Consider the following 25,895-nt stretch of genomic DNA (forward strand, 5'->3'; position numbering starts at 1 on the left):
GCGCTTCTTCCCTCATCCCCTTCTTCTCGCATCGCCGCTCCGCCCGCTCGGGCTTCAGCGTGCCATGAATCGAACTGGAGTTCGTTATGTATCTCGCCGACAAGGTCATCCAGCTCGCCTACGACCCGGGGATCAAGCCGAACGAGGGCGGGCTGCCGGGCCTCGCCGTCCTCAAGCAGGTGATGGGCTCCGTCAACCTCTTCGGCATCATCGCAGTGGTCGGCGCGCTCGCCGTCAGCGCGGGCGTGTGGGCCTGGGGCCACCACTCCGGCGGCCATCAGGCCGAGGCCAACGGCAAGAAGGGCGTGCTGGTCAGCGCTGGCGCGGCCCTTCTGCTGGGTGCCGCAAACGGCGTGGTCGCGTTCTTCAGCACGCTGGGGACGCAGGTCCACTAATGCCTTCCCACTCCTCGAACCCCGGCGGCGCATCTCGCGTGCGCCGCCGGGCGCTGCTCGGCACTGCCGTTCTGGTGGTGCTCGTCGCCCTCGCCGGCTTGGCTGCCTACCTCACCCGCGATGGCAGGGGCTCCTCCAAAGCTGAAGCCCCACCCGCGAGTTCGTCTTCTCCTTCCTCGTCGGCTGCTTCGCCGTCCGGGTCACCCTCGCCGAGGTCACACCATCGCTCCCTCCCGACTCCACCGGACACCCACGATCCGATCGCGTTCGGCAAGGCGGCTGCAGAGGCGTTGTGGTCCTACGACACCCGCGCGTACTCCCAGGCAGAGCTGCTGACCGCCCTGCACCGGTGGCTGACCACCGAGACCAAGTACGCCGACCCCGCCTCGGTCGACGCGGTCGTTCCCTCGCCCGTGCTGTGGAAGGAAATGGCCGCCAACGACCAGTTCGCCACCGCCAAGGTCAACGAGGGTCACTTCCCGAACTCGTTCACCCAGGCCCTTCAGGCGAATCCCGGAACGATCACACAGGCGTACGTCTACGCCGTGACCGTCTCCGGCAAGCAGTCGATCGCCTGGAAGGGCTCGTCTGCCGGTGGTGCGGAGAACCGCGTCACCACCCTCGCGGTCCAGTGCCGCCCTTCCCACCCGTGTGCACTGGCCGGCGTCATGCCGTCCGTCGCGCCGTGACCACCAATCCAGAAAGGAGGTATCGCCATGGGAGTCTGCGACTTTCCGCTGATGGACAAGGTGTGCGGTGCTGTTGACTTCGCCACCAACCCCGCCGGGGCCGTCACCGACGGCATCGGAGCATGGATCGCGAAGTCGGCGGGCGAACTGGCAGCCAGCGCTGCAGACCTCGCTGCGAAGGCCGTCAACCAGACCACCGCCATCGATCTCAACGCCGGTTGGTTCCGGGACAACTACGAACTACTGCTTCCCATCGGGCTCGCGCTGACCGTCGGTACGTTCTGCATCCAGTTGATGTTCGCGGCCTGGCGGCGGGACGAACGCGCCCTGGCTCAGGCAGCCATCGGCACCATGACGGGCATCCTCTTCAGCTTCTGCGCCATCGCCTTCACGACCGTGGCCATCACCGTGGTCGACGCCCTGTCCGACGGCCTGTTCAAAGCAGCCAACAGCTCAGTCGACGATGCGATCCGCCGTGTGGTGAAGGTCAACGAACTGGGGGCGATGTACGGCCTCGGCTGGGGAGTCCCAGCTCTGGTCGCCCTAGGATGCGCGATCGGCGCGTTCATGTACTGGGGCGTCATGGTCGCTCGTAAGGTCGGCGTCCTGGTCCTGGTCGCCCTCGCTGTCTTCGCCGGAGCCGGTGGAGGCTGGGAGGTCGCCAAGCGGTGGCGGCGCGGCTGGATCGAGGCCACCGCCACGCTGGTCGTCTCGAAACTCCTGATGACCGTGGTCTTCCTCATCGGCGTCTCGGCGATGGGCAAGTCGGATGCCCACGACGGCATGGCCGCGCTGTCCGACGCGATGGCAGGCATCGTCGTGATGGTGCTGGTCCTGCTGTGCCCTTACGCCACATACAAGTTCGTCCACTGGGCCAGCGACGGCGGAGGCCACGACGACCTGCACCGCACCGGCGTCGCTGGCATGGCGGTCGCCGCAGGGGCTGCGAAGACCGCGGGCAGTCTGGCGATGCAGGCCAGCACCGGCACGCCTGCACCGCAGGGACCGAGCCAGGTCCCCGGCGCGGGCAGCGACGGTGTCGCCTCCGGCATCAGCCCCTCCGGCGGCAACCTCAGCAAGGAGGGCATCGACGGCGGACCGTCCAAGCCGCAAACCAGCTTCCGGTACGGCGAAGACTCGAACGCTTCCGGTGACAAGGGTCGAGCCCTGATCCAGCGCCCCGGTATCCCGCCGCTCATCACCCGATCCGGCGAGGGCGAATCGGGAGGTTCCGAAGGAGACTCCGCGGGTGGCCAGTTCGCTGCCGCTTCGGCTGCGGGCAGCAGCGTGACCCGCGCTGGTACCGCGCCGCCGGCAGGTTCTGCAGCACCGCCGCCGTCCTCCACAGGGCCGTCGGCAACCGGCTCTCCGACGCCGACGAACTGGATCTATCCCAGCCAGCCGCCGTCGGGTTCCTGACCCCTCACATCCGGGGGCGGGCTGCGCCCGCAGCCCGCCCCCACGCCCCGCACCACCGATCACCAGAAACGGAGCCCTGCCATGACCTCCAGAAGAGCGCCGCGCGCCCCGCCCCCGCCCGCTCCCACCGTCTGGAATCACCATGTCCGACAAGCCCCAGGCCGAAGCCACCACGGCCAGCGTCAAATTTCCGCACCGCTCGCGGCGCGGCATCCTGCTCGGCCTGACCGCCTCGCAACTGATCGTCGTCAGCCTCACCGGCCTTCTTCTGCTCGCCGTGATCCTCACCCGCGGCGTGGTCGGCGCCCTCGAACTCATTCCGGTCTGGGCCGCCATCGCCCTCCTCGTCTTCGTCCGCTACCGAGGCCGCGCCCTGGCCGACTGGGCTCCGATCGTCACCCGGTACGTCCTGCGCCGAATGCGGGGCCAGTTGATCTGGCTCACCCGGCCTTCCCGGCGCCCGGTCCGCGAAGGACTCCTCCACCTGCCCGGTACCGCCGCCAGCCTGCGCGTGGTCACCGCACCCGACCGCCGGTACGGCGCGGTCCACAACCCCCACACCGGCACGCTGACCGCCGTCGTCAAGGTGTCCTCCCGCGCCTACGCGCTGCTCGACCCGGGCACCCAGAACGCCAACGTCAACGGCTGGGGGCGTGCCATAGCCGCGCTGGCCCGTACCGGTCAGGTCGCCCGGATCCAGGTGATCGAGCGCACCGTCCCGGACTCTGGTGACGCGCTGCGCCGGTACTGGGAGGAGCACGGCCAGCCCCATGCTCCCGTAGCAGGTGCGATCTACAGCGAGCTGATCCAGAGCGCCGGCCCGGCGGCGGCACCGCACGAGGCTTACGTCGCGGTGTCCCTGGACGCCAAGGCCGCACGGCGGCTGATCAATCAGGCCGGTGGCGGCCTCACCGGGTCCTTCAGCGTCCTGGCGCAACTGACCTCGACCTTCGATCAGGCCGCGCGAACCGCCGGGCTCAACCCCACTGGCTGGCTCACCGCCCGCGAGATCGCGGCCGTCGTGCGAACCGCGTATGACCCCAAGGCCCTTGCACCGCTCGACCGTTGGTCTACCGCAGGACGCCCCGAGGCTGAGCCCGCTGCTGCCGGTCCGGTCGTGGTCGTCGAGAAGTCGGATCACATCATGACTGACTCGGCCGTCCACGCCACGTACTGGGTGGAGAACTGGCCCCGCACCGAAACCAGCGCGGGCTTCCTGCACCAGCTCCTGTTCACCGCCGGGGTCCGGCGCACGCTGTCGCTGTCGTACGAGCCGAAGGGACTGGACGCCGCCCTGCGCGACGTGCAGCGCAAGAAGTCCAGCGTGATCGCCGACGCCGCCGAGCGAGCCCGGCGGGGCCAGGTCGATTCCGAGGCGGACTCGATCGAGTACCAGGACATCAAGTCCCGAGAGCGTCAGCTCATCGCGGGCCACGCGGATGTCGCCCTGACCGGCCTACTGACCGTTTCGGCGGACTCGGAGGAGGAACTCCGCTCCGCCTGCGCCGTCGTAGAGACCGCCGCCGTCGGTGCCCAGCTCGACCTCCGGCCACTCACCTGGCAGCAGGCCGAAGCGTTCACCGTCGCCGCCATGCCGCTCGGCCTCGCCGCCTGATGCCGGCCCTCCTTCCCCCCGAAAGAGCACCCCCATGTCCCGCACCGCTAGCCCGACCGCGCAGGACTTCGTGCCCTTCGCCACCGCCGCGCTCGACTTCCACCGAGCGCTCAACATTCCGGGTGGTCCCCTAGTCACCACGCGCGCGGAGCTGGACGCCCTGCACGCCCATCTTGTCTCGCTGCACGGCCTGCTCGATGCGCATGCCGCCCGCACCGGCCAGCTCGTGCCGGTCGAAGGAGACCAGCTCCGCGCCACCCGCACCCGGATCTGGCAGGCCGCCGACCACGTCCACGCCGCGTACCACGCGGCACCCCGCCCGGACTCCGGCGAGGTGCCCGAACGCGAGGCGTGCCAGGCGGGCCTGCCCGAGGGCGCGCCGGAGCTGACCATCTGCCAGCGCCACCAGCGCACCGCGCACCTGGTGCGCCGCCGCACCACCCCGGCCGACCTGCACGCGCCGTTCACGGGTCTCGTCCGCCGCTGACCCGCCTTCCGTCTGGAGAAACGTTCATGCCCCGCACCCGCGCCAGCGCCTCCCACCTGTTCGTCCCCCGCAAAGCGTCACGCGCCGAGCAGCGTGCCGCCCGCGCAGGTTTCGCCGAGGCCCGCCGCCAGGCCCGCCTCGCCGGAGCCTCACCGAAGCACCGCGCCGAGGAACACCTCGACCCGGAACTGCGGCCGACCTACCCGCCGTCCGGACGCCCCGGCTCCTCCTCGGCCCGGGGCGGCAAGCTCAACCTCCCCTCCCACCGCATGACCACCGCCACCGTCAGCGGCGCCTATCCGTTTCTCGCAGAGGGCGGCCTGGGCGCCGAAGGGATCTTCATCGGACGGGACGTACACGCGGAGGCGGCGTTCTGCTACGACCCGTTCTCGCTGTACAGCAGCGGGCGGATCGAGGGCTTCACGAATCCGAACGCCGTCTTGGCCGGGATCATCGGCATGGGCAAGTCCGCGCTGGCCAAGTCGATAGCTACCCGAGCGATTGCCCATGGCTACCGGGTCTATGTTCCCTGCGATCCCAAGGGAGAGTGGACGGCCGTCGCGCAGGCCCTCGGCGGCTACAGCATCGCGCTGGGACCAGGGCTTCCGGGTCGACTGAACCCGCTTGATGCTCCGGCCCGGCCCGCTTCGGTGAGCGAGGGCGACTGGTCGACCGAGGTTCGAAAGCGCCGCCTCCTTCTCCTGGCGGGCCTGGCGCGCACCGTGCTGAAGCGCGATCTCCTGCCGATGGAGCACACCGCCCTGGACCTTGCTCTCGACCTGGTCGTCGCCGAGGCCGACGCCTGTGGCACGGTGCCGCTGCTCGGCGAGATCGCACATGCCCTCGGTTCGCCCGAGCGCCTCGACCGTGCCCTCGGCGACCAGGTCGGACACATGGGGCCCGCTGCACAGGACCTCGCGCATGCGCTTCGCCGGCTGGTGCACGGCGACCTGAGCGGAATGTTCGACGCTCCCTCGACGGTGGCCTTCGACCCGACCACCCCGATGCTGTCCATCGACCTCTCCCGTCTCGGCGGGTCCGGTGACGACACCGCCTTGGTGCTGGCGATGACCTGCGCTTCGGCATGGATGGAATCCGCGCTCGCCGACCCGGACGGGGGCAGGCGCTGGGTGATCTACGACGAGGCGTGGCGGGTGATGCGGCACGTCGGTCTGCTGGAACGCATGCAGTCGCAGTGGAAGCTCTCTCGCGGACTCGGCATCGCGAACTTGATGGTTATCCACCGCCTCAGCGACCTGCTCAGCGCAGGCGATGCTGGCTCGCGCGGCCGAGTGCTGGCCGAGGGCCTGTTGGCCGACTGCTCCACCCGCATCATCTACCGCCAGGAACCAGACCAGCTCGCTGCTGCGGCTTCCCTGCTCGGCCTGACCGGCGTAGAGACCCAGGCCGTGTCTGCCCTGACCAAGGGCCGGGGCCTGTGGAAGGTCGCGGGCCGGAGCTTCATCACCCAGCACATCCTGCACCCCGCCGAGCGAGAGCTGTTCGACACCGACGCCCGAATGTCGGCCTAGCTCAACTACCGCACTGAACAAGGGAGTTGAGCCGTGTCGTTAACCGTACCGCGACCAGACCACCGAGTCCACGGGGGAGGTGCCGCCTCGGGCGCGAGTCCACGCACCATCGCACCGACTGGTGGCTGGGTCGACCGCCTTGCTGCCGCCCGTCCCGAGGAGTTCGCCGAGCTGTTCCACGAGGCGCTCACGGACGACTTCGGGGCGGTGGCCCGGCTGCACCAGATGCTCGAAACCGCCTCGGAATGGTGCCGCGCCCACGGAGCCCGTGGCAGCGCCTCCGAATTGGACGCCCTGACCGACCGCCTAACCGATCTCGGCGACGAGCTGCACCTCGTGGGGGAGGGCCTGGGCCACGAGATCCACTCCCGCTCGCACCGCGCGGCAGCGGCGGCTCGCATCTCCCCGGCCGTGGCGGTCAGCGGGCCTTCCGTCGGCCAGCAGACCCAGGCTCCTGCACCCATCCCACCCTCCGCCGTCCGCTCACTGCCGCGCTCGCGGTGAGCAAAGGCACAAGAACAAGGACCCATCGTGCCCGAAATTCCCGCACTCCATGAAGACCAGCCAGCATCGACCGCCGATCACCTGGCGTGGCGGCAGCATGTCCCGGCCCTAGCTGCTGCCGCCACCGGCATCGGTCAGGCGTCCGACGCCTGGGATGCAGTCTCGGACTCCTTCTGCGGAACCGACAACTGGCCCATCGACGAGAAGGGCTATGCGGACGGGAAGGTGAAGCGTGACGCCGAGGCGTGGAGGCACGTTGAGGTCTTCCTCGCCCACGGCCCCGAGGTACTGGCCGGTGTCCGCGCCGCCGCCAGCGGTGCCGATTACGTCGAGGGGCCGATCAGCGAGGACCTCCGGCGGCTACGCGGCATCGACACCAGCCTGGAACGAGCAGGCCAGATCCGGCACGAGTGGGACCAGGTCTTGGCGCTCATGGACGCCTCACAACCCGGTTCGCGAGAGATGTACGCGAGCCGGGCGGAGGAAATCCGCAATTCCGAAGGCTGGCACTACGCCGACGAGTTGTCATACCAAGGGCCGGCGCTCGCGCGGGCTGGCGACTACTTGGCCAACCGGGTGGACACAGATCAGCCTCCGCAGGCTGAACGTGCCCAGGTAGCGCTCGCGCGGTCCACACCAGGCAACTGCGGGACTCCCCCTGCTTCGCCTCCTGCACCGCCCGCGTCGAACCCGGCGGCCCCGCGTCGTTCCCGCTGACGCCTCTAGCACTGATTCTTGGCGGTACCAAACCGGTCATTCGCCGGATCCTCATGGAACGCCGCTACCCCCATCGCCCCAGCGCCTGCGGCTCGCGTCGTCGGCTGCTGGGGCACCCCGCCATGGAGAAGCCTCATGCACCCCGACCAGTCCTCCCTCCGACGGGAGGTCGCCGCCGTAACCGCTCGCACCAGCACTCCTCCTCTGCACTCCACTGCCAGCGCCCCGGAACGGGAGCACGGGTACGGGCACCTCACCGCTCCCCTTCGGCAGCGTGGCCTGGAGTGCACCGTCGAGTACGGCCTCAGCGACTACATCGTCCACGTCGCGCTCCCTGACGGCAGTTCGTTGATCGTCTCGCCACCCCAGGAGCCGTCGACCGACCATCCACCCGGACATCCCGAGAGCTGGCTGGTGACCCGCGGGCATCCCAACGACTCCACACTCCACGAAGTGATCTACGACTCGGAGCCAGCCGGTCCCCACGCACGGCACGGCGGCAGTGTCCCGAAGATGCTCGCCGCCGTCGACGCGCGTCTTGATCAGCTCGACGTCCCTCCACGGCCGGGCTCTGCCTCGCCGCGCGTGACTGCTGCCCTCGCGCTCTCGCCGACCGCTCAGCGCACGAGCCCAGCACCACTGCCAGCCGCTTCGGCCGTGCGCCCCGCGCTGCCGGCCGCCCGTCCCCCGTCCGTACCCGGTCGCTGACCGCTTCCCGCCTTGGAGTGCGCCTTGTCCCGCACCAGCAGAACCATCCCGGCCCTCGACCGCCTCTGCCCCCGAGCTTGCACCGGATGGATCAGCAATGCCCACCCACTACGACTCGCTTCCCGACATCGCAATCGGCCGCCACCCCGACTACGGCATCGTCGCTGCGAACCCGAAACAACTCGCTGCCAGCACATGGATGTTGAAGGGCTTCGACTTTCACCCGGTCCCTGACCAGCCGACGCTATACGCGCTGGCCGACCAGCAGCGTGACGGACAGGGTCGCGCCACCCGGGCCGTCGCACTGCTACGCAAGGCCGGCTACCAGGTCGACGTGGATGCCGCGTTTGACCCCTCGCTGGCCTCCGGTGGGACTCCCGTCCGTGACCGGCCCCCGCGCATAGATCCCGACGTCGCGTTCGCCGAGCATCCGCGGCTCGGCATCGTCGCGGCCACCAGCGACCACTCCTCCGCGCTCGGCGGCCGACTGATCCTGGAGGAACACGGCTGGCGGCTGAACCCGAACCTGGATATCTACACGCTGCCCATCACCGCCGACCGAAGCGAGGCCCTGGAGAAGGTCGCCAGCGCCACGGTGTCGATGCACCGATCCGATCTCCAGGTCGCGGTGCAGCCCCGTCTCGCCCAGGAGGTGAGTGCGCGCCGCCCTCCTGCACCCGCGCCAGCCGCGCGCCACGAGCGCAGTCAGGGCTTCACCACCCGCAAGTTCCCCGTTAGCGCCGCCGCGCTCGCCGCCAGCCCAGCCCGCGCCGGCCTCCCGGGCAAGGCGCCGGTTCCCGCTCCCGCCGCGTCCGCTCCGGCGGCCCGGCCGGTCGACCCGCGCATCGCGTTCTCCCGCAATCGCTGACCCAACTTCCGTAAGGAGCAGTTCCCATGGCCGTGAAGACCATCTGGCAGATCACCCACTCCTGCGGGCATCAGGCCGAGCGCGACCTGTCCGACCGGGCAGCCGACCGTCGCGCGGGCTTCGCCGAATGGCTCGCAAAGCAGGAGTGCACCGACTGCTGGCGGGCCGCCAAGGACGGCGACGAGCAGGACAAGGCCGCCTGGCTGGAGGTCAAGCGGGCCGAAGAGCAGGCCGAATCCGACGCCTGGTCTCAGCAGTACCGGATGCCTCCTCTGGAGGGGACCGAGCGAGCGGTCGCCTGGGGTGTGCGCTGTCGCCACCAGGTCCTCGCCGCTGCCTACACCGCCCTGGTCCTCGAAGGCGAGACCAGCGAGACGGAGTGGGAGGAGATCGAGGAGGCCGCTCGCACCGTCACCCGTGCCGGGTGGTGGATCGACCAGCGCTCCTCCGAGCCCGACGACCTCTCGGAACTGCTCCAGGCAGCCACCGAAGCCGACCGGCCGACCGAGAACCCCCACTTCTGACCGCCCGGTGCCTCGCTTCGGCGGGGCACCGGCTCCCCTATCAAGGACCTGGATACCCCATGCCCGAGTACCCCCTGCGCTGCGATGTGCGGCGCACCGAGAGCACCACGGACCTCCTCGGCCACCTCCACCGCAGCGAGCCAGGCTTCGCCCCATACCTGCTTACCGCCTGGTCCCCGGAGCTGACCGCCCAGGAGACCGTCGTCCTGCCGCACCTGGCATCGCTGCTCGATGAACCGGTCGCGCTGCGGAAACCGCGGAGCGGTCACACCGCGTCCCGGCGGCTCACCTGGCACTGCGCCATTCGCAACACCACCGACGTGGAACTCGACGACGACGACTGGTTCGAGCTGACGCGCGAGGTTCTCGACGCCACAGGTATTGAGCCGGACGCCGATCCGGCGGCCTGCCGATGGGTGGCCATGCGCAACCAGGCCAGCGGGCTCGACATCGTCGCGACCGTCATCCGCCAGGACGGCCGCTGGGCCCGGTTGCACAACGACGCCTACTTCGCTCGCGCCGCCTGCGCGAACTTTACCTACGACCACGGCCTCGACGTCCCGGGGTGAGCGGCGTCTACCAGTGATCTCCGGCCGGGCCAAATCGCGGATTCTGCGGATCCTCTCTCCCTGACAGCCCGAAGACCGGGCTCCTGTTCGCCACTCCCCTTCGAGGTAGACGCCGTGATCGCCCACCTGCAGCGCGCCAGCAACACCGCCGGCCTGCTCTCGTACCTGTACGGGCCGGGCGAACGCGGTAACCACACCAGCCCCCGGCTGATCGCGGGCGACGGCCACGGAGCCCCGATCGACCTGCTCGCCGAGTCTGGCTCGCTGCCGTACTTGGCCCGTGCCCTCGACGCCCCCGTCGAACGCCTCGGGGCCCGCGCACCCGAACGGCCGGTTTGGATCTGCTCGGTCCGCTCCAACCCTCGCCGACCGGACCTCACCGACTCGCAGTGGGCCACGGTCGCCCGCCGCCTCGTGGCCGTCACCGGCATCGCCCCAGAAGGCGATCCGGACGCCTGCCGGTGGATCGCCCTGCGCAACCAGCCCCGGCAGGTGCACGTCGTGGCCACCCTCGCTCGTGAGGACGGCAGCCTCCACAACGCCTACCGCGACGCCTTCCGCCTCCAGACCGAGTGCCACCGCCTCGCCACCGAGCTGGGCCATCTGCCCATCGCTCCGCACCCGACAACCCGCGCCCAGGAGACCCACGTGCCTGCCCCCTCCATCACCATCACCGCCGAGCCCAGCGGCAGCGTCTCGGCGAAGGGCGCCAGCGACGACCTTTCCGCCACGCTCCTCAAGCACGCCGGCTTCCAGCAGATCGAGGACTGGTACGGCCGACGCCATCGCCTTCCCACCACCACCCCGGCCTCTGATCGCGCAGCCATCGCCACCCACGCGGCCGAGATGCTCCGCGCCGCCCGCTACGGCGTCGACCTCGACCCCTCCCTTGACACCGCCCGGACGGCCACCCCGGCAAACCCGCTCGGGCCCTACACCGCCGGAGCGGAACTCCTCCGACTCACCGACCAGATCAGGTCTGCCGAGAACGGTGAGGACCTCCGACGAGCGGTCGACCACCTTCTTCATCCCGAACACGGCGCACTGGAGCGTGTCCGCGAAGCGCTGGAGGCGGCGGGCGAGCAGATCACAGACCTCGACGACGAGTCGTACCGGCTCGCCGACCGGTTCGACGTCGCGGCCGAGTTCGTCAGCGCAGCACGGTCGGAACTCAGCGGCTCAGAAGCCGAGTTGTTTCGTGTCGGCCCTGCGCCGCAGCCCCAGGACCAGACGCAGACGCACCCTCCGAGGCTCCCCGACCCCCGAAGCGCAGCTCTCGCCACATCGCCCGCAGCGGCTAAGGCCAAGGTCTCCTCAACCTCCGGTGCTGGGGCATCGGACGCCAGCGCGGCCGTACGTCCGTCGCAGGCCCCTGGTCCTCGGGCGCGGTGACCCAGATGATCTCTTCACGCGCTCCCATCGCCGGCCTGCCGCGCACCTATCTCATGCGGGCCACCGACGCCCTGGCCAGTGCGACGGCCACCTACGCCATCCCGCTCCTGGTCCTGGTCACCACCGGCTCCACTGCCCTGACCGGTCTTGCGTTCCTTCTCGAATGGGCACCTCGCCTGGCGGCCTTCTCCTTCGCCGGATCGATGGTCGACCGGTGGGGTGCCGGCCGTGTCTTCCGGCAGTCCAACCTGGTCCGTACCGCTGTGGTCACCCTGGCCGGTGCGGTGCTGCTCGTCCTGCCCGGCGCCGGGACGATGACAACTTGTGTGGTCCTGGCCTTCGGTGCTGTCTCCGGGCTGCTCGCGGAGGTTTCCTTCGTCGCGATGGAGACTCTTGGTGCTGAGACCAGCCGCCGGTTGGGCAATGCGGCCCACCGGGTGCAGGCCGCACAGACAGGGATCGACCAGGGCGCGATGCTCGTCGGTCCGCTTCTGGGCGGCCTGCTGCTTCTGGCCAGCCCCGCCCTGCTCCTGACCGCGGTCGCGTTGTTGGCCCTGACCGCTGCCGTGACCACATCTGGCGATGTCGGCGCCACGGGTCACAGCCCGGAGCCCAGCAGTCTTCTGACCGGGTGGGCAACCCTTCGCCGTACCCCAGCACTCGCCTGGTTGGTCGGCGGCCTGGCCGCCTCCAACTTGGCCACCGGCGTCCTGCAGGCCGCCGCCCCGATCACGGTCATCGACCACTTCCACTACTCCACCGTCGCCGTGGGCTCGGTCTGGAGCGCGGCAGCCGTTGCCTCCCTGATTGCCGTGTGGATCAGTCGTCGTGCGATCGATCGCTTCGGCATCTGGCCGGTCGGCGCGGTGACGGCTGCTGTCTCAACCACGGCGTGCCTGGCGACCGCCCTAGCGCCGAGCTTCGCCACGTACACCGTGGCGGTGGCGGCGGTCATGGCTGGCGAAGGCGCGATGACCGTCGTCCTGCGCACGCTGCGGTCCCGTCTCATCCCGGCGCAGGCGTTCGGCTCCACCCTGGCGGTGACGATCATCCTGGTGTTGCTGCCGTTGCCGCTGGCCGGAGTCCTGATCGCGCTCGTACCCCCTGCTGGCATTCCGCACCTGCTGCTGGCGTGCGCTGCTCTTCAGGGCCTGGCGCTGAGCGCATGCTTCGCCGGTCTGCGACGGCACCGCGCCGCCTGCGACCTGCCCCACCCACAGGTCTCTCCGCTCCGCAAGGAGCCCGCCCCAGCAGCGGATGCCGTGTGAACGGTCGCTGAGCGGCCCAGTGCACCTTGCCCTTCCTCCTCATACCCACCACCGCATCACGGAGGCTCCCCATGTCCCGATCTACTCGCCCGCTGCTGATCGTCGTCGGCGGCACCGATTCCGTCTATCGCGGCTACTGCGTCGAACAGGCCGCCGCCGCGTACCCGATCGCGCTGATCGACACCAAGCCGCCGTCCAGGCAGGAGCACCTGGTGGTCGACCACGAGGTCGCCGACACTCTCGACCCGGAGGCCGTGGTCGCTGCCGGCCTGGCCCTGGCCGCTCGGCATCCCATCGCCGGAGTCGTCACCTGGGACGAGTACACGCTCGTGCCGACCGCTGAACTCGCCGCACGCCTCAACGTGCCCGGAAACAGTCCGGCGGCGATGACTGCCTGCCGGGACAAGGCGACCAGCCGACGCCTGTTCGCCGAGCACAACGTGCCTTCAGCCACGTCCACCCGCGTCGACAACCTGACCGACGCGAAAGTCGCCGCGCTCCGCACCGGTTTCCCGGTCGTCCTCAAGCCGTCCTCCCATGCTGCCAGCATCGGCGTCATCCGCGTCGATACGCCCGAGGAACTGCCTGCCGCCTGGGAGTTCGCTGCCGCCGGAGCCGGTGAGCAAGGCCCGGAAGGCAGCGGTGTCCTGGTCGAGGAGTACCTGTCCGGCCCGGAGATATCGGTGGAGTGCGTCACTCAGCGCGGCGTCACCACCGCACTGGCCGTCACCCGCAAGGAGGTCGCCTTCCCTCCGTACTTCGAGGAGGTCGGCCACACCGTGACTGCAGGCGACCCGCTCTTGCCCGAAGTCGCCTCCATTGCCGCCCAGGCCGTGCGGTCGCTGGGTGTCACGGCTGGCGTCCAGCACGTTGAGATGCGCCTCACCGCGTCCGGTCCGCGGATCATCGAGGTCAATTCCCGGATCGGCGGCGACCTGATCGGGCAGCTCGTCCGCCTTGCCACCGGCCTCGACCTACCTCGGATCGCGGCCGACATCGCCTGCGGACAGATTCCCGACCTGACGCCCACGGCGCACACCACCGCCGCGATAAAGATCATTTATCCCCTGGCCACAGGCACCATCGCCGCGCGCGACCTGGCGATCCACCCTGGTCCGGAGCACCCGTGGCTTCACCAGGTGACCTGGCTCCGAGACGTCGGGGAGCGGGTCGTACTGCCGCCGTCGGGCAACCTCGACACCAGCCGGGTCGGCTTCGTCATCGTCACCGCCGACAGCGCCGAAGAGGCCCAGGACTCTCTCTCGTGCCTCGCCGACGCTGTGACTATGTCGATCACCCCGTGAACCTTCCGCTGCCTTCCTCCGCCACAAGACCGGCATGCGGACCTGCGTCCGTCCATCCGGGTGGGGAGCACGTCAGCCTCGTGCCCCCACCCATCCCGGAAGTCCAGCGCACGACCGAGGAGCAACCGTGCCCGAGTTCTACCCGAGTATCGGCGAGGCCGTCGGCGCCGCGATGAAGCACAACATCCGGCTCGCCCATGGCAACGAAACGCCGGGCCTCGACAAGCCTCTGCAGGTCCGCCACCTGCCCCACCCTTCCTCCGACCCGTACTCCGTCCCCGGGATGATCGCCCGGCTCACCGAGACCGCGACGCCCAATGAGGTCGCCGGAATCATCGAGGAGGTCAACGGCGCATTGGTCGGGGCTCTCCCGCAGCTGACCGAACTCGTCGCCGCTGCCGCCGACTGGACCCGTGTCCGTCTGACGTTTGACGACCCGAATCACAACCCCACCTTCGAGACCTGGACACGGCTGGCCGCTGCCCACGGGATGCTCCTGGACGTCCAGGAGCAGTTGGAGATCGCCGAGGACGGGATCGCCGCGTGTCCTGCCGAACTCACCGATCCCAGGCACCACGAGATGGTTAACGTCCTGCGGACCAGGGAGCTGCTCAGCGACGTCCTCGGTGCTGGTCCGGTCGCTCCGGCCCCGCCGGCCGCCGATGGCAACGCGGAAGCGAACCGGCAGCGCGCTGCCCGTACCTCCTCGCCGAAGGCTGCCGCCCAGCGCCCGGCCTCCCCGGCCAGCTCCGACGCGGTGCCGAGCACTCCGCCGCCCCGAGCCCCTCGTACCCGATAGCCCTGACCGCCGACCCCCTTCCTAAACAGGAGCTTCCTCGATGACCAGCAGAAGAGCGCCGCGTGCCCCGCCTCCATCAATCGCCTGCGCTCACTTCCAGGACCCACCATGCCCGTACCGCGTACCAGCGCGCCCTCGACCACCACCGGGTCGGACGCGCTCCTCTACCTCCTCTTCGGCATACTCGGCATCGCGCTCGCCTTCGGTTCACTGGCCTGGCTGAGCGGCAATCTCACCAACTCGCTCTTTGAGAGCGGGTCTTGGGGTCCTTTCAGGGCCACGGATGCGCTGCTTCACCCCGATGCGCTGTGGCCGAACCTGAGCCCCACCGCCCTGCTGGTCGGCGCGCGGATCATCCCCGGCCTGCTGTCCGTCTGCCTCACCATCCTCGGCCTGGTTCTGTGGATGCGCCTGCGCGGTGGCCCGAAGAACGGCCTCGCCCGGAAGGCCGACCTCGCCCCGCTGCTGGACAAGGAGATCACCGCCAAGGCCAGGAGCCTGCGGCCGTCCCTCAGCGACCGGGAGTGTAAAAGAGGTCGCCCCTGCCGACCGCGGCATCCTTCTCGGCACCCTCTCCCCGGGACGGGCCAATGTCCGCGCGTCCTGGGAGGACGTGATCGTCGCGATCATGGCTCCGCGAAGCGGTAAGACCTCCGGCCTCGCGATCCCCGCGATTCTCGCCGCGCCCGGCCCCGTCCTGCTCACCAGTAACAAGGCCGCGAACGACGCCTTCACCGCGACGGTGGACGCTCGCGCCGAGGTCGGCACGATCTGGACCCTCGACCCCCAGCAGATCGCCCACCACCCGCGCGAGATGTGGTGGGACATCCTGGCCGACGCCCGCGACCTGGCCGGGGCGAAACGCCTCGCCGGACACTTCGTCGCCGCCAGCGTGGACGAGTCGAACGGCTCCGACTTCTGGTCGACCGCCGCGAGCAACACGCTCGGCGCGCTGTTCCTCGCTGCCGCCAGTCACCGCCGCCCGATCACCGATGTCCTGGCCTGGCTCGCCTCCCCCGCCGACCGGACCCCGGTCGACCTCCTCACCGATGCCGGCCACGACGCGGTCGCCGCCCAGCTCCAGGGCACTGTCTCCGGCGCGACCGAGACCCGCGACGGCATCTATGAGACTGCGCGGCAGTACGCGAGCTGCCTGCTCGACCCGGACGTTGCAGCCTGGGTCACGCCCGCCAAGGATCTCCCCGAGTTCAAGCCCTTCGCCTTCGCCACGTCCCGCGACACCCTGTATCTACTGAGCAAGGACGGCGGCGGCAGCGCGAGCGCGATCATCGCCGCAGCGGCCGACGCCGTGATGCGCGCGGCCGTGGTCGTCGCCGAGCGCTCCGGCGGACGGCTGGATCCCCCCGCGCTGTGCGTGCTCGACGAGGCCGCGAATGTGTGCAAGATCAGCGATCTCCCGGACCTGTACAGCCACTTGGGCAGCCGAGGCGTCATCCCGATGACGATCCTGCAGTCCTACCGGCAGGGCCAGCGGTGCTGGGGCGAGGCCGGCATGGACGCGCTCTGGTCTGCGGCCACCGTCAAGATCATCGGTTCGGGCATCGACGACGCGGACTTCGCCGACCGGCTCAGCAGGCAGGTCGGCGACCACGACGTGCAGACCACTTCGGTGTCGACCAGCGACGGCGGCAAGTCCACCTCGGTGAGCATGCGGACCGAGCGGATCCTGCCGCCCGATGCGATCCGTGCCCTGCCCAAGGGCAAGGCATTGCTCCTCGCCACGGGCATCCGGGTCGCCATGCTCGATCTCCGGCCTTGGTACAAGGAGCCGTCCGCCAAGGTGGTCGGCCCGGCTTCGGCCCGTGCGACGAAGGCGATCACCGAACGGGCCATCGCGAAGACCCACGGCCGTGACGACTTCGGGCTGTCGGCATGAGCGCGCCCACGCCGCGTCCCGGGCGGTTCGTACGCTCGCCGGTCGTTCTGCGCGACGGGCAGTGGTGGTTGGTCAGCGGGGCCGGCTCGCTACTCGCTTCCGATCCCACGTTCACCAGCACGCTGGACTGCCTCGCCCAGGCGATGGCCGCTGCCGACCAGGCGGTCGCCGACCTCCGCGCCCGGGAGAGCGAACCTCCCGCTTCTGATGCAGGCGGCCAGCGATGAACCCGCTGCTGGGCGCGGAGCAGGCGGTGCTCGGTTCCGTGCTGCTCGACCCGGGTCAGCTCGCGCACCTTGACTGGCTCGCGCCGGGTCACTTCTACCGGCCGGTCCACCAGGCGCTGTTCGCCGCGTTGCGCAAGCTCCGGGACGATGGCCACCCTGCGTTGGCCGAAGAGTCCGTACCGCTGTCGTGGGTGACCGATGCGGTCGACGAGGCTGGCCTCCACGTACGGGGGCTGACCGCGGTGTACGCCCACACCCTGATCTCGGCGTGCCCGCGTCCCTCGCACGCTCCGGTATACGGCCGCATGGTGCTGGAGGGCGCGATCCATCGCAGCATCACGGAACACGCGATCCGCCTTCACCAGGCGGCTCGCGCCGACGCCCTGCAGGGCGAAGTCGCGGGAGCCCTGCATCACGCGGACGTCCTTACCGGCGTGCTCAGCGATCTCGCACAGCGGTGGGGTACCGAACCGCGCCCGGTCGCGCCCGCCGCTCCGGTGGCCACCGTCCCGGTCGCGCCACCGCCGGTTCGGGCCGACCAGGTCGCCGAGGACGAGCGGTTCCTTCTAGCCGTCCTCGCTGAGCAGCCGAAGGCCATGGACGAGGTAGTCGGCTGGCTGCGGCCTGGCGACTTCGCCGACGCCACCCACGGGCAGCTCTACCGCTGCCTCGGCGCCCTGCACCACCGGGGTGAACCCATCGATCGGATCACGCTGCTCTGGGAGGCCCAGCGGCGCGGCCTGCTGGCCGACGGAACGCTGTCCAGCGATCAGCTCGCCGCCATCTGCGACGGCGTGGGTCCAGGCAGCGCCGAATGGCTCGGCGAGCTGGTGATGCGCTCGTCGGTCACCCGCACGGCGGCGACCTCTGCGCGTGAGATCCGAGCCTTGGCGGAGAACGAGGCACTGGCCCCCGGGCGGCTGATCAATCACGCCTTGCACGCGCTCGGTCCACTCGATGAGGTGCGGGCCCGCTGGCAGGCGGCGAACGGCCGCCCCGCACCGACGCCGCCGGCCCCAGCTCCTTCGCCAACCGGGCCGCCCCCTGCGCAGGTGCACGCGGCGCTCGCCCGCAGCACGCCGCGCCCAGTCTCGCCATCCTCGGCCCGGCCTGGCTCTGCCCCCAGCCCGGCCGCCGTGCGACCGCCCTCTCGCGGACACGGCTGACCCCTCCCCCCTTTCCGTCGCTCGTCCTCATCCCTTGGGAATCACCGTGAACAACACCCCCATCTCCGACGCCTTGGCCCTGCGTGCCACGGCCTCGACTTTCGATGCCCAGCGCGGCAAGCTCCCGGTCCCCGGAGACGTCCACCGCTCACCCGACAGCGTCGCCGTCGCCAGGCAGATCTCCGAACTCGGCGCGCTGATAAGCGGTTTGGGTGACGAAGTCCTCTTCCGTGTCGTCGACCACGACCAGGAGGCCCACAGTGCGCGGGTTATCACCAGCTTCGCCGCCGCCGTAGGACCTGCCGGCGAGGCGGCATCCGCTCTCGGGGCCGTGGTCCACCAGCTCTCGTTCCTGAACCAGACCGAGCACCTGCGCGACCAACCCGATGCCCGGGACGCTCGGGAGGCTGCGGCGCGGGTGACGGTTGACGCGCTCGGCACGGCGGACACGGCCCTACGCGAAGCCGCCGATTCCCTTCACGCCGCGTCGGCGACGGTTTCGCCTCCGTCCGCACGGCTGCAGGCAGCCCGTAGCCGGTCCACGACCGCGGCTCCTGCATTCGCTTCACCTCCGCCTACTGTCCCGGGAGCAGCAGCTCCTGCGGACCGGATCGCTCGGGGTCGGTGACATGCAGACCGCCATCGAGTGCCCTCCGCTGATCGGCTCGCTCTGCTCGGGGTACGGCGGGCTGGACCTCGGCGTCCAGTCCGCGCTCGGCGGCACGCTGGCCTGGCACGCGGAAGTCGATCCGAACGCTTCGCGCATCCTGGCCCGCCACTGGCCCGGCGTCCCGAACCTGGGCGATATCACGACCGTCAACTGGTCCGCCGTTCCTCGGGTCTGCGTCCTGACGGCGGGTTTCCCCTGTCAAAGACGTCTCGGTCGCCGGCCGCCGGGCCGGACTCAACTCCCAGACCCGCTCTGGGCTGTGGCTGCACGTGGCCCGTGCGGTCGAGGCCCTCCGACCCTGCCTGGTTGTGATCGAGAATGTGCGCGGCCTCCTCACCTCACCCGCCGGTTCCCCTGGCGACGTGGAATTCTGCCCGTGGTGTCTGGGAGACGCCCCAGGTCAGCCTCCTCTGCGGGCACTCGGTGCCGTACTCGGATCCCTGGCCGACCTCCGGTACGACGCGAAGTGGCGCGTGCTTCGCGCCTCCGATATCGGAGCCCCGCACCGCCGCGAGCGCACTTTCCTCGCCGCCTGGCCTGCCGAACACGCTGTTCAAGACGCCGACCAGCAACATCGCGAAGAACGGCGGCTCGCAACACCCCTCCAAGAGGAAGAGCGGAGGACACGGCCCGAACCTGGCCGACGAGGTGGAGTGGCTCCTGCCTACGCCGAAGGCATCGGACGGAATCAAGGGCTCGCCCAACCAGCGGCACGGCAATGGGGACATGACCCTGCCGAGTGCGGCGGCGTCACTGCTGCCCACACCGCGGGCCAGCGACACGGGCACCCCGGGACGCCGACCGGGCAAGGGGTGGCGCCCTCCCCTGTCGGCAGTGGTTCTGCCGCTCTGGACGGAATCGGCTCCGGAAACCGAGGGGGCGACCAGCGATGGGGGGCATACGCAGCCGCCATCACCCGATGGGAGATGCTCACCCGCCCCGCGCCGCCGCCCACTGACGCGGCCGGACGCCTTCGTGCCGACTTCGTGGAGTGGATGCAGGGCCTGGAGCCCGGCTGGGTCACCGCCACTCCGGGGCTCGGACGACCGGCTCAACTCACCGCACTGGGCAACGGCGTTGTACCTCAACAGGCCAGCCGGGCAGTGCAGTTGCTGGCGCCGCCCTTCCCGCGCGGCCCTCGCTGCGCGACGGCGTAGCGCCCCACTACCGGGTTTTTCCGGCCGGACCAAATCGCCGTTCCTCCGGATCCTCTTCCTCATGTCGCCGTCTCACAGATGGAGCACGCCCCCATGTCCGACACCAGCACGACCGCCCCCGACCCGGAGCCGTTCCGCGTCCCCGACGGGGACCTCGACGACCTCGCCAGCACCCTCGCCAAGACCATGGCCGAGGTCAGGCAGCACGGCGTCATCCTCGACCGCCTGGGCTCCGAGCCCGCTCCCGCCTCCGCCGCGATCCCGTCGGCGGACGACGTTCCGGCCGCAGAGGCGACCAGCTCCGCGCAGGAGGATGGCCCCGCTTCGGTGTTCATCCTCGCCTTGGGCGGCGAGGCGTACGCCATCGAGATCGCCGCCCTCAGCGACTGGGTGAACTACCTCTTCCTCCCGGTGTACGGCCGAGAGATCAGCACGACCCGCCCCTGGTGTTCGCGGTGGCACGAACACCCCGAAGCCGTTGCCCGGTTGCACGCCCTCTGGCTCGCGTGGCAGCAGCTCACCGATGCCGAGGCCGGCCTGTCCGGCCCTTCGACGTGGCACCGCGACCACCTGGACCAGGCGCTGGCCCAGCTCCGTGCTCCCGACGGTCCCTTCGCCGCGTGCACGACGAGCGCGACCCGGCCCAACCATCGTGTGCTGGCCACCCCCGCGCCGCAGTTGGAGCTGGCGGCATGAGCAGTGAACTCGACTTCCGCCTGGATGACTTCGAGCCCGCTGACGCGGATTCGGAGTACGCGGAGCAGCGTTTCTGGGCCGGTGATCTCACCGTCCTGGCCGAGCACCACACCACCCCCAACGGCTCCCACGACTTCGTCCTCGCCCACGACGGCTCGGTCACCTGGGGAGTACCTGGCGAGCCGCAGATTCGCGCGATCAAGGTCGCGCGGGACCTCAACCAAAACACCTTCACGTTCGATTCGACCTATCACTCCACCGTGTCCTTCGCTCAGAACTGGCTGATCGAGCGCGGTTGCCCGCCCGAGCGGATTTCCCAGGTCGGCAACGATTTCATGAAGCCCGCTGACGATCGCACCGCGCGGGTCGAGCAGAAGCTCCGCACGTCGGGGGACCGGTACAAGGTCCTCGACAGCTACACCTCGGACTTCGACCCGTGCGAGACATGGACGTTGACCCGCGACTCCCTCGCTGCTCAGGCGCCGATGCGCATCTTCCTCGAAGAGGGGGACTTCGACGCTCACACGTACACGATGCGGGAGGGTGCCTTCGCCGACGAGGACGCCGCCCGGCACTGGCTGGACGACCGCAGCACCGCGCTGCCGCAGCCGCCGGAATACCGCGGAGACGCCGCTGTCCTCCGGACCCGCGCTGCCCTCACGCGGTCGGCCGGTGCTTCCGCGATACCGAAGGCCGGCCTCGACGCCCCCAGCGCACCGTCGGCAGGAACGGCACAGCGACCGAACCCGGGGCGGTCGATGTGAGCCGTGCCCGCTTCGCCTTCTCCGCACATCCGGACGCCATCGCGGACCTGCGGGAGCTTCCCGACGAGATGCGTGACTTGGCTCTGCTGGAGCTGCAGAACCTGGTCCACGGCAGCGATGACTGCCTGCCGCTGAAGGGTCGCCTCGCGGGCTTCCACAAGGTCTACGTCGATCCGTCCGTCTCCTACCGGATGGTCATCCAGTTCCGCCCGGCTCCGCCGACTTCGCACCACAAGCGCGAGATCTATCTGGTCGCCGCCGGTAGCAGGAAGGACTACGCGGTCTACCGATCGGCACACCTGCGTACCGGACCCCACCAGGCCCCCGAGACAGCCTCTGCTTCCGAGGCGCGTGTGCAGGCCGCCCGATCCCGCTCGCCCCGCGCGGTCGACCAGCCGACTGCGGTCCCGGCAACTCCTCCCCCAGCAGTCCAACCCACTGCTGCCGCTTCTCGAAAGGCTCCCCAGCGATGACCGCCGACCGCACCCCCCTGACCCGTACCGAACTGGCTGACCTCCTCACCGAGGTTGCGCACAGCGTCTCCGGCATCCTCACCGCCGAGTACCCGACGGCCGCTAGCCGCTCCTACCTGCACCCCGTGCTCGGTGCACTGTCCGCCGGGCCCCGGGTCGTCTGCGAGCTGAGCGACCGGCTCGAAGGCTTCGTGGCCGACGATCCTCTCCCCACGACTCCGGCGGGTCTGTTCACTCTGGCCTCCTACGCCTCGGCGCTGGGATGGCTCACCGAGTCCCTCGCCGAGCTGACCGCTTCGGTCGACCGGATCTGCACGCGCGTCGGCATCCCCACGGAGGCGCCGGACCCGGCCTTCGCCGCACGGGCCACCGTGGAGCAGAACGGCGAGTTCGACTTTTCCTTCAGCGCGCTGGAGTTGGCGGCGATCCGTACTGCCGCCGAGGCCGCCGGCCTCGCGCCGGTCGACTACGTCGAGGTGCTCTCCGAGTCTCTGCTGGCAGCCTCCCGGATCACCGACGCCTGCATGGAGATCTCCAGCGGTCTGCTCGAAGACGCCGCGTACGTCCTCGGCGAGGCGACCGACCACATCTGGATCGGCGACGGTCCCGAGAGCCTTCCCACTCTGGTCCGCTCCCTGCTCGCTCGGATGGAGGCGGCGGAGTGAACCCTCATGACGCAAAAGGGCGGGCCGATGACTGGGCCATCTCGGGTGACCGCCGCCTCCGCGCCCTCGAAGCCGTCGAGGCCGGCGGACTGCGGTTCCACCAGAGCGCGGTCTACGGCTACATCTATCTCTCCGACGGACAGGGCCAGCGCCCTAACCCGGAGGTCTGGCCTGAGACCGTCCAGCGGCTGGTCGCCGACGGGCTACTCGTCCAGGACACCAGCGAGGGGCTGTACCGGCCTGGGCAGCTCCTCTCGCTCACGCCGCAGGGCGAGGTGGCCCTTCGAGACGCTCGTACGGCCACGCCGCGCGTATCCGCCGCCCTCAGCCGCAGCGGCGCTGCAGCGATCTCCGGCCACGGCGTCGACCCATCCGCCGCACCTGCGACAAGCACGGCCACCAAGCCGTTCCGTTCCCGCTGATTCCCTAGAAAGGACGCCCTCATGTCCACCGCGATCTACACCCGCCGCCTGGTCGAGCACCGGTACGGCCGCCCGCTGGAGAAGCTGCAGCGCGGCAACGCCTCCTGCCGTTCCGACGACCCTGTTCTGCCCATCCTGCTGCGGCGGCTCGACGGACTCGCCCAGACCGGTGCCGATGCCCGGTCAGCCCGCCGCAACCTCGACGCGGCCTGGCAGCGGCACCGCTCCGGCGAACACGCCCTCGACGATCTCGTTCTGCTGTACGCGGCCGAAGTCGTCGACCTCGAACGCCAGGAACAGAGCGAGGCGGAAGCGGTCTGGGACCTGCTGGATGTCCGCCTCCTCCTGGACCGCGCTTCTACTCAGCGTCCGTCGGCTCATCGAACCATCCCTGCTCCTGACGAGGACCTGCTGGCCACCGCCCGCGAGGTCGCCGCCGGCCTGCATCGCCTCAACCGCGAGGCACTGCGCCGGGGCCTGCGCGACCGCGGCGTCCACGTCAGCAACCGCCGCCTCGGCGCGGTGCTCCAGAGGCTTCGAGCCGAGAGCACCTCCCGCTGACCGCTCAGGCGCACCGCAAATCCACAAACCCCCTTTGCTCTTACGGAGTTCACCCCATGTCCTCCTCCTCTCAGTCTTCCGCCGCCTCGATCGGGTCGGTCGATGCCCAGCGTGTCGAGGACGCGCTTTCCCTGATAGCACCGAAGTGGACCACTTGGTCGGCGCAGACCCTGGCGCAGCAGGGCAGCCCCATGCGTGTGCGTGACGTCGCGACCAGGCTCCCCTTCGTCAGCGAGCAGCTCGTCGGCAAGCGGCTGGCCCAGATGCACGCTGACGGACTGGTAACCCGAGCCGCCGACCGTCATGGCGCTCCGTATCAGCTCAGCGCCTTCGGCGAATCGCTCTCTCGTGTGCACCACGCCCTTTCTGGCTGGTCCCAGGCCAACTTGTCGCTCGGTGGCCAGGTAGCTGGTGCCGAACGCGTCGAGGACGCCGTGCGGCGGCTGCACCTACGGCATTCGACCGCCGTGATCCAGGTTCTCGACGAGGGCGGCCCGATGCGGTTCGTCCATATCGCCGAGGAGGCCGGCCTGGACAACGGCTTCACCCGGCAGCGCCTCAACCGGCTTCAGGTCGACGGCTTGGTCGCCCGTACCGGGCCCCGCCACGGCGACCCCTACGTCCTGACCGACGCCGGGCGGGCGCTGGGCCCCGTCTACGCAGCCGTCGAGCACTGGAGTGACCCCGTCACCACACGGAATCGCTCGGCACCGCCGACCCGTGTCGTGGCGGCCACCCGGACCCACACCGGCGTCCCGCTGGGGTCGGACAACGTCCGAACTGCAGCGGCCCTGCGTCGGAGCGCCGCCGCGCCGAGCGCTCTGTTCAGCCACGCACCGCAGCCGCAACCGCGGGTGCCGTCGGCCGTCACCGCCCAGTCGACCCCCTCTCGGGGCCGGTGATCCGGGTGGTGCTGAGAACCAGCCGCACTTCCCCGTTGCCATGGCGCCCGCGTGCAGTCGAGCAGCCCGTTCCGCTGTGCACGCGGGCGCGTTCCCCTCCATCGTCCCCGGAGCCTCGACTATGAGCACCCAGCAGCCCTACAGCCAGGATCCCTACCAAGAGGTACTGGTCAGCCCCATGTACCTGGCCGGTTCCAACGGGACCGGAGACGCTGGCTTCGCCCCCGTCGCTCACTGGCCCCATCACTACCTCGACGAGGGCCCCTGCCAACTGCTTGTCACCTCGCCGGATCAGAGGATCCGTATCGGCTGGTTCGGTGACGACTTCGAGCTGTGGAAGATCACCGCAGCCGAAGAGGCCGTCTCCGCACCCCGCTGGACAGCGACCTTCAACCACGTCACCCCGGCCGAGATCGTCGCCGGTCTCACCACCGCTCTCGCTCACGACTACGCCGAAGCCGACGCCTACGAGGGCAACGGGCGCTTCCTGGCGAGCCCGTCGTACCGCTGGGCCGATGCCGTCCGGCCCCTGACCGATGCCGGCTGGACCCGCGACGGCGGAGCCGAGCTGGGCACCGTCGAGATCATCGCCCCGGACGGACAAGCAGGGATCCTCATCGACAACCGTCGCTCCCGTCCGGACGACGAAGCCGTAACGCTCTGGGCGGGTCCACCAGGGTGGGGCACTCGCGCGGAGGCGTACTTCTCCGCCGGTACTCCCTCCCATCTGATCGCCGCAACGGCAGCGGTCATGGCCGATCCAGCCCCGGCGGCACGTGAGCGGCACCAGATCCACCGCGAGGTGGAGCACCTGGTCTCGCTCACCCCAGTCGGCCCGATCGCCCCCCAGGTTCCTCGGGCTCCCACCCCCCTTGACGTACGCCGCACCGCCGTCACGCAGGCCGTCAACCGCGCCGCACGTTTCCCTCGCACAGCCGCCGACCTGCGGGTCATGGCCGCCCGCAGCCGTACAGGGGCCTCGGCGCAGAACCGGTCGAGCAATCCTTCGCCCGCTCTCGGGGGCAGGCCGCTGGCCGCCCCGACACCCCCACGCCGTAGCCGCTGATCATCGGCTTCAGCCTCTCTGGGACAGCCCCTCCGCCCGAAGCGCCACTCCGAATGCCGGGAGTTCCACCATGCCCGACGCCACCGCACTCGATCAGGCCACGACCATGATCGAGAAAGCCTGGGGCCGCCCGATCGAAGCTCTGGAATCCCTCGCGGTCCGCCGCCCTAGCGACGAGCCGCTCCTGCGCTCGGCCATGCGCATCCGCTCGTCCTTGGTCGTCACCGACAACGCCGTGGCTGTGCACCAAGACCGTCTGCACGCCCTAACCCAGGATCACCGGCTCAGCGGCAGACCTTCGCGTCGCTCAAGCCGAGAGCCGGACTTCCCTTCAGGCCATCAGTCACGTGATCGAAGCACGTGAAGCCGCCGCCACCGCGGACCGGCCCCCAGCAGCCCGGCTGGCCCAGGCCGCTGTCGCCCGCTCCGGGCACGCTCC

27 protein-coding genes and 2 pseudogenes are annotated in these 25,895 nt (G+C 70.1%); 28 read left to right on the forward strand and 1 reads right to left on the reverse strand.

Features of this window, described 5'->3' with window-relative positions; all coding sequences use genetic code 11:
- Window positions 1-86 precede the first annotated feature (86 nt).
- The 17 genes and pseudogenes from OTB16_RS25415 (at window position 87) to OTB16_RS25500 (ending at window position 18,080) form a co-directional block, all read left to right on the forward strand.
- The gene (locus tag OTB16_RS25415) at window positions 87-395 is read left to right on the forward strand and encodes a DUF6112 family protein (protein ID WP_185300065.1); all 309 of its coding nucleotides are present in this window, start codon (window positions 87-89) and stop codon (window positions 393-395) included.
- Window positions 395-1,084 carry a hypothetical protein gene (locus tag OTB16_RS25420; RefSeq protein ID WP_185300064.1) on the forward strand — a complete coding sequence of 230 codons (690 nt, stop codon included), beginning with the start codon at window positions 395-397 and terminating at the stop codon, window positions 1,082-1,084. Before OTB16_RS25415 ends, OTB16_RS25420 begins: the two co-directional genes overlap by 1 nt.
- 27 nt (window positions 1,085-1,111) lie before the next feature.
- Window positions 1,112-2,503, forward strand: coding sequence for an SCO6881 family protein (locus OTB16_RS25425; RefSeq protein ID WP_185300063.1), 1,392 nt, complete (start codon window positions 1,112-1,114; stop codon window positions 2,501-2,503).
- Window positions 2,504-2,645: 142 nt separating this feature from the next.
- Entirely contained in the window at window positions 2,646-4,118 is a 1,473-nt protein-coding gene (locus OTB16_RS25430; protein ID WP_185300062.1) for an SCO6880 family protein, read from the forward strand.
- Window positions 4,119-4,152: 34 nt separating this feature from the next.
- On the forward strand, window positions 4,153-4,605 hold the full coding sequence (locus OTB16_RS25435) for a DUF6238 family protein (protein WP_185300061.1): 453 nt from the start codon (window positions 4,153-4,155) through the stop codon (window positions 4,603-4,605).
- A 26-nt stretch (window positions 4,606-4,631) separates the two neighbouring features.
- Window positions 4,632-6,137, forward strand: coding sequence for an ATP-binding protein (locus tag OTB16_RS25440; RefSeq protein WP_185300060.1), 1,506 nt, complete (start codon window positions 4,632-4,634; stop codon window positions 6,135-6,137).
- Between the two features lie 33 nt (window positions 6,138-6,170).
- Window positions 6,171-6,641 (forward strand): hypothetical protein, encoded by a 471-nt coding sequence (locus tag OTB16_RS25445; protein WP_258050016.1) that lies wholly within the window; start codon window positions 6,171-6,173, stop codon window positions 6,639-6,641.
- Window positions 6,642-6,722: 81 nt separating this feature from the next.
- A complete protein-coding gene (locus tag OTB16_RS25450; RefSeq protein ID WP_185302778.1) occupies window positions 6,723-7,358 on the forward strand; it encodes a hypothetical protein in 636 nt (211 codons plus the stop codon).
- An 805-nt stretch (window positions 7,359-8,163) separates the two neighbouring features.
- Window positions 8,164-8,934 carry a hypothetical protein gene (locus OTB16_RS25455; RefSeq protein WP_185300058.1) on the forward strand — a complete coding sequence of 257 codons (771 nt, stop codon included), beginning with the start codon at window positions 8,164-8,166 and terminating at the stop codon, window positions 8,932-8,934.
- 26 nt (window positions 8,935-8,960) lie between these two features.
- The gene (locus OTB16_RS25460; RefSeq protein ID WP_185300057.1) at window positions 8,961-9,458 is read left to right on the forward strand and encodes a hypothetical protein; all 498 of its coding nucleotides are present in this window, start codon (window positions 8,961-8,963) and stop codon (window positions 9,456-9,458) included.
- Between the two features lie 59 nt (window positions 9,459-9,517).
- Window positions 9,518-10,027 (forward strand): hypothetical protein, encoded by a 510-nt coding sequence (locus OTB16_RS25465; protein ID WP_185300056.1) that lies wholly within the window; start codon window positions 9,518-9,520, stop codon window positions 10,025-10,027.
- Window positions 10,028-10,141: 114 nt separating this feature from the next.
- Entirely contained in the window at window positions 10,142-11,419 is a 1,278-nt protein-coding gene (locus OTB16_RS25470; protein WP_258050015.1) for a hypothetical protein, read from the forward strand.
- Between the two features lie 5 nt (window positions 11,420-11,424).
- A complete protein-coding gene (locus OTB16_RS25475) occupies window positions 11,425-12,687 on the forward strand; it encodes an MFS transporter (protein WP_185300055.1) in 1,263 nt (420 codons plus the stop codon).
- Window positions 12,688-12,758: 71 nt separating this feature from the next.
- Complete coding sequence (locus OTB16_RS25480) at window positions 12,759-13,991, forward strand: ATP-grasp domain-containing protein (RefSeq protein WP_185300054.1); 1,233 nt, start codon at window positions 12,759-12,761, stop codon at window positions 13,989-13,991.
- Window positions 13,992-14,118: 127 nt separating this feature from the next.
- Window positions 14,119-14,790, forward strand: coding sequence for a hypothetical protein (locus OTB16_RS25485; RefSeq protein ID WP_185300053.1), 672 nt, complete (start codon window positions 14,119-14,121; stop codon window positions 14,788-14,790).
- Between the two features lie 108 nt (window positions 14,791-14,898).
- Window positions 14,899-16,687: pseudogene (locus OTB16_RS25490) on the forward strand (type IV secretory system conjugative DNA transfer family protein).
- A 223-nt stretch (window positions 16,688-16,910) separates the two neighbouring features.
- Window positions 16,911-18,080 (forward strand): DnaB-like helicase N-terminal domain-containing protein, encoded by a 1,170-nt coding sequence (locus tag OTB16_RS25500; RefSeq protein ID WP_185300050.1) that lies wholly within the window; start codon window positions 16,911-16,913, stop codon window positions 18,078-18,080.
- Window positions 18,081-18,228: 148 nt separating this feature from the next.
- Here the strand turns inward: OTB16_RS25500 and OTB16_RS25505 are convergent, their stop codons facing one another.
- Complete coding sequence (locus OTB16_RS25505; RefSeq protein WP_267723119.1) at window positions 18,229-18,462, reverse strand: hypothetical protein; 234 nt, start codon at window positions 18,460-18,462, stop codon at window positions 18,229-18,231.
- A 247-nt stretch (window positions 18,463-18,709) separates the two neighbouring features.
- Here OTB16_RS25505 and OTB16_RS25510 point away from each other — a divergent pair.
- The 11 genes and pseudogenes from OTB16_RS25510 to OTB16_RS25560 form a co-directional block, all read left to right on the forward strand.
- Window positions 18,710-18,889, forward strand: a pseudogene (locus OTB16_RS25510) (hypothetical protein); the annotation flags it as partial.
- Between the two features lie 118 nt (window positions 18,890-19,007).
- A complete protein-coding gene (locus tag OTB16_RS25515) occupies window positions 19,008-19,907 on the forward strand; it encodes a DNA cytosine methyltransferase (protein ID WP_267723129.1) in 900 nt (299 codons plus the stop codon).
- 93 nt (window positions 19,908-20,000) lie between these two features.
- The gene (locus tag OTB16_RS25520; protein WP_185300048.1) at window positions 20,001-20,603 is read left to right on the forward strand and encodes a DUF4913 domain-containing protein; all 603 of its coding nucleotides are present in this window, start codon (window positions 20,001-20,003) and stop codon (window positions 20,601-20,603) included.
- Window positions 20,528-21,367 carry a glycosyl hydrolase gene (locus tag OTB16_RS25525; RefSeq protein ID WP_267723120.1) on the forward strand — a complete coding sequence of 280 codons (840 nt, stop codon included), beginning with the start codon at window positions 20,528-20,530 and terminating at the stop codon, window positions 21,365-21,367. Before OTB16_RS25520 ends, OTB16_RS25525 begins: the two co-directional genes overlap by 76 nt.
- A complete protein-coding gene (locus OTB16_RS25530) occupies window positions 21,364-21,840 on the forward strand; it encodes a hypothetical protein (protein WP_185300046.1) in 477 nt (158 codons plus the stop codon). The genes OTB16_RS25525 and OTB16_RS25530 overlap by 4 nt, the downstream gene beginning before the upstream one ends.
- Window positions 21,837-22,505, forward strand: coding sequence for a hypothetical protein (locus OTB16_RS25535; RefSeq protein ID WP_185300045.1), 669 nt, complete (start codon window positions 21,837-21,839; stop codon window positions 22,503-22,505). The genes OTB16_RS25530 and OTB16_RS25535 overlap by 4 nt, the downstream gene beginning before the upstream one ends.
- Window positions 22,502-22,927: a hypothetical protein gene (locus OTB16_RS25540; RefSeq protein WP_258050013.1), complete on the forward strand. Its 426-nt coding sequence runs from the start codon at window positions 22,502-22,504 to the stop codon at window positions 22,925-22,927. Before OTB16_RS25535 ends, OTB16_RS25540 begins: the two co-directional genes overlap by 4 nt.
- Before the next feature lie 21 nt (window positions 22,928-22,948).
- Window positions 22,949-23,488, forward strand: coding sequence for a hypothetical protein (locus OTB16_RS25545; protein ID WP_185300044.1), 540 nt, complete (start codon window positions 22,949-22,951; stop codon window positions 23,486-23,488).
- A gap of 56 nt (window positions 23,489-23,544) precedes the next feature.
- Entirely contained in the window at window positions 23,545-24,390 is an 846-nt protein-coding gene (locus OTB16_RS25550) for a winged helix-turn-helix transcriptional regulator (RefSeq protein WP_185300043.1), read from the forward strand.
- A 121-nt stretch (window positions 24,391-24,511) separates the two neighbouring features.
- Window positions 24,512-25,456 carry an SPDY domain-containing protein gene (locus OTB16_RS25555; protein WP_185300042.1) on the forward strand — a complete coding sequence of 315 codons (945 nt, stop codon included), beginning with the start codon at window positions 24,512-24,514 and terminating at the stop codon, window positions 25,454-25,456.
- 70 nt (window positions 25,457-25,526) lie between these two features.
- Window positions 25,527-25,820: a hypothetical protein gene (locus OTB16_RS25560; RefSeq protein ID WP_258050012.1), complete on the forward strand. Its 294-nt coding sequence runs from the start codon at window positions 25,527-25,529 to the stop codon at window positions 25,818-25,820.
- Window positions 25,821-25,895: the final 75 nt, after the last annotated feature.

It is taken from the genome of Streptomyces antarcticus (assembly GCF_026627255.1).
Taxonomy (GTDB): domain Bacteria; phylum Actinomycetota; class Actinomycetes; order Streptomycetales; family Streptomycetaceae; genus Streptomyces; species Streptomyces antarcticus.

What these genes read in the sequence shown, in the direction of transcription:
- OTB16_RS25460 (WP_185300057.1), top strand. Translation starts at nt 8,961, where the DNA reads ATGGCCGTGAAGACCATCTGGCAGATCACCCACTCCTGCGGGCATCAG.
- OTB16_RS25420 (WP_185300064.1), top strand. Translation starts at nt 395, where the DNA reads ATGCCTTCCCACTCCTCGAACCCCGGCGGCGCATCTCGCGTGCGCCGC.
- OTB16_RS25465 (WP_185300056.1), top strand. Translation starts at nt 9,518, where the DNA reads ATGCCCGAGTACCCCCTGCGCTGCGATGTGCGGCGCACCGAGAGCACC.
- OTB16_RS25455 (WP_185300058.1), top strand. Translation starts at nt 8,164, where the DNA reads ATGCCCACCCACTACGACTCGCTTCCCGACATCGCAATCGGCCGCCAC.
- OTB16_RS25425 (WP_185300063.1), top strand. Translation starts at nt 1,112, where the DNA reads ATGGGAGTCTGCGACTTTCCGCTGATGGACAAGGTGTGCGGTGCTGTT.
- OTB16_RS25475 (WP_185300055.1), top strand. Translation starts at nt 11,425, where the DNA reads ATGATCTCTTCACGCGCTCCCATCGCCGGCCTGCCGCGCACCTATCTC.
- OTB16_RS25550 (WP_185300043.1), top strand. Translation starts at nt 23,545, where the DNA reads ATGTCCTCCTCCTCTCAGTCTTCCGCCGCCTCGATCGGGTCGGTCGAT.
- OTB16_RS25500 (WP_185300050.1), top strand. Translation starts at nt 16,911, where the DNA reads ATGAACCCGCTGCTGGGCGCGGAGCAGGCGGTGCTCGGTTCCGTGCTG.
- OTB16_RS25430 (WP_185300062.1), top strand. Translation starts at nt 2,646, where the DNA reads ATGTCCGACAAGCCCCAGGCCGAAGCCACCACGGCCAGCGTCAAATTT.
- OTB16_RS25435 (WP_185300061.1), top strand. Translation starts at nt 4,153, where the DNA reads ATGTCCCGCACCGCTAGCCCGACCGCGCAGGACTTCGTGCCCTTCGCC.
- OTB16_RS25535 (WP_185300045.1), top strand. Translation starts at nt 21,837, where the DNA reads ATGACCGCCGACCGCACCCCCCTGACCCGTACCGAACTGGCTGACCTC.
- OTB16_RS25480 (WP_185300054.1), top strand. Translation starts at nt 12,759, where the DNA reads ATGTCCCGATCTACTCGCCCGCTGCTGATCGTCGTCGGCGGCACCGAT.
- OTB16_RS25560 (WP_258050012.1), top strand. Translation starts at nt 25,527, where the DNA reads ATGCCCGACGCCACCGCACTCGATCAGGCCACGACCATGATCGAGAAA.
- OTB16_RS25440 (WP_185300060.1), top strand. Translation starts at nt 4,632, where the DNA reads ATGCCCCGCACCCGCGCCAGCGCCTCCCACCTGTTCGTCCCCCGCAAA.
- OTB16_RS25415 (WP_185300065.1), top strand. Translation starts at nt 87, where the DNA reads ATGTATCTCGCCGACAAGGTCATCCAGCTCGCCTACGACCCGGGGATC.
- OTB16_RS25520 (WP_185300048.1), top strand. Translation starts at nt 20,001, where the DNA reads ATGTCCGACACCAGCACGACCGCCCCCGACCCGGAGCCGTTCCGCGTC.
- OTB16_RS25555 (WP_185300042.1), top strand. Translation starts at nt 24,512, where the DNA reads ATGAGCACCCAGCAGCCCTACAGCCAGGATCCCTACCAAGAGGTACTG.
- OTB16_RS25545 (WP_185300044.1), top strand. Translation starts at nt 22,949, where the DNA reads ATGTCCACCGCGATCTACACCCGCCGCCTGGTCGAGCACCGGTACGGC.